The organism is Streptomyces sp. P17 (genome assembly GCF_032436805.1).
Taxonomy (GTDB): domain Bacteria; phylum Actinomycetota; class Actinomycetes; order Streptomycetales; family Streptomycetaceae; genus Streptomyces.
In genome coordinates this window covers 1-1,677 of sequence record NZ_JAVRBF010000171.1, presented here as the reverse complement: position 1 = coordinate 1,677, position 1,677 = coordinate 1, and the positions used below count along the sequence as shown (strand labels likewise).

1 protein-coding gene is annotated in these 1,677 nt (G+C 70.1%); it reads left to right on the top strand.

Annotated features, from left to right (window positions below):
- On the top strand, positions 1-1,677 hold a 1,677-nt coding region (locus RMT89_RS40115; protein WP_315888684.1), incomplete at both ends, for an SDR family NAD(P)-dependent oxidoreductase.

Sequence of the window (1,677 nt, the reverse complement as noted above, 5' to 3'; positions counted from 1 at the left end):
TTCCTGACGGCGTATTACGGGTTGCGGGATCTGGCCGGTCTCAAGTCCGGTGAACGCGTCCTGATCCACGCCGCGGCCGGCGGTGTCGGCATGGCAGCCGTCCAACTCGCCCGCCTGTGGGGCGCCGACGTCTACGCCACCGCCAGCCCCGCCAAATGGCCCACCCTGCGCGCCATGGGCATCGACGACGACCACATCGCCAACTCCCGCACCCTCGACTTCCGCGACACCTTCCACACCCACACCCACGGCCAGGGCATGGACGTCATCCTCGGCTCACTCGCCGGCGACCACGTCAACGCCTCCCTCGACCTCCTCGCCCCCACCGGCCGCTACATCGAAATGGGTAAAACCGACATCCGGGACGCCACCCAGATCCAGGCCACCCACCCCGGACGCACCTACCGGGCCTTCGACCTGAAGGAAGCAGGCCCCCACCGCACCCACGACATGCTCACCGACATCACCACCCACCTCGCCCACGGCCGCCTCACCCTCCTCCCCCGCACCGACTGGCACCTCGCCGACCTCCCCGCAGCCCTACGCCACATGAGCCAGGGCCGCCACACCGGCAAAAACGTCATCCACATCCCCACCCCCTACAACCCCCACGGCACCACCCTCATCACCGGCGGCACCGGAACCCTCGCCACCCTCCTCGCCCGCCACCTCACCACCCACCACCACACCCGCCACCTCCACCTCCTCTCCCGCCAAGGACCCCACCACCCCAACGCCGACACCCTGCGCAAAGAACTCCTCGAACTCGGCGCCGACACCGTCACCATCACCGCCTGCGACGTCACCGACCCCGACGCCCTCGCCACCACCCTCGCCGCCATACCAGAATCCCGGCCCCTCACAGCCGTCATCCACACCGCCGGCACCCTCCAGGACGCCACCCTCACCGCCCTTGCCCCCCACCAACTCCACACCGTCCTCGCCGCCAAAGCCGGCGCCGCCCACCACCTCCACCACCACACCCGCCACCACGACCTGTCCGCCTTCGTCCTCTACTCCTCCGTCGCCGGACACCTCGGCAGCCCCGGACAAGCCAACTACGCCGCCGCCAACACCTTCCTCGACGCCCTCGCCACCCACCGCCACACCCACCACCAACCCGCCACCAGCCTCGCCTGGGGCCTATGGGCCCAAGCCAGCGGCATGACCGCCCACCTCACCGACCACGACCTCGCCCGCATGAACCGCACCGCCATCCAACCCCTCACCAACACCACCGCCCTCCAACTCTTCGACGCACAGGAGCACTTCCACCGGCCGGTGCGGATGATCTGCAACCTCGACACCGAACGCCTCCCGGCGCAGGCGGTGTTCTCGCGGCTGGCGACGGTCCGTCGCACCGCCGAGACCGCCCAGCAGGGCCCCGCGCTCACCGACCAGCTCACCGCCCTCACCCCCGCCGAACAACGCGAACACCTGCTCACCCTGATCCGCCGGCAGGCAGCCCAGATCCTCACCCTCGACAACCCCACCGCCATCGAACCCGGACGCGGCTTCCTCGACCAGGGACTCGACTCCCTCACCGCCGTCGAACTCCGCAACCGCCTCAGCACCGCCACCGGCATCCGCCTGCCCGCCACCACCATCTTCGACCACCCCACCCCCCACGCCCTCACCGACCACCTCCTCACCCAACTCACCCCCAACACAGCCGAC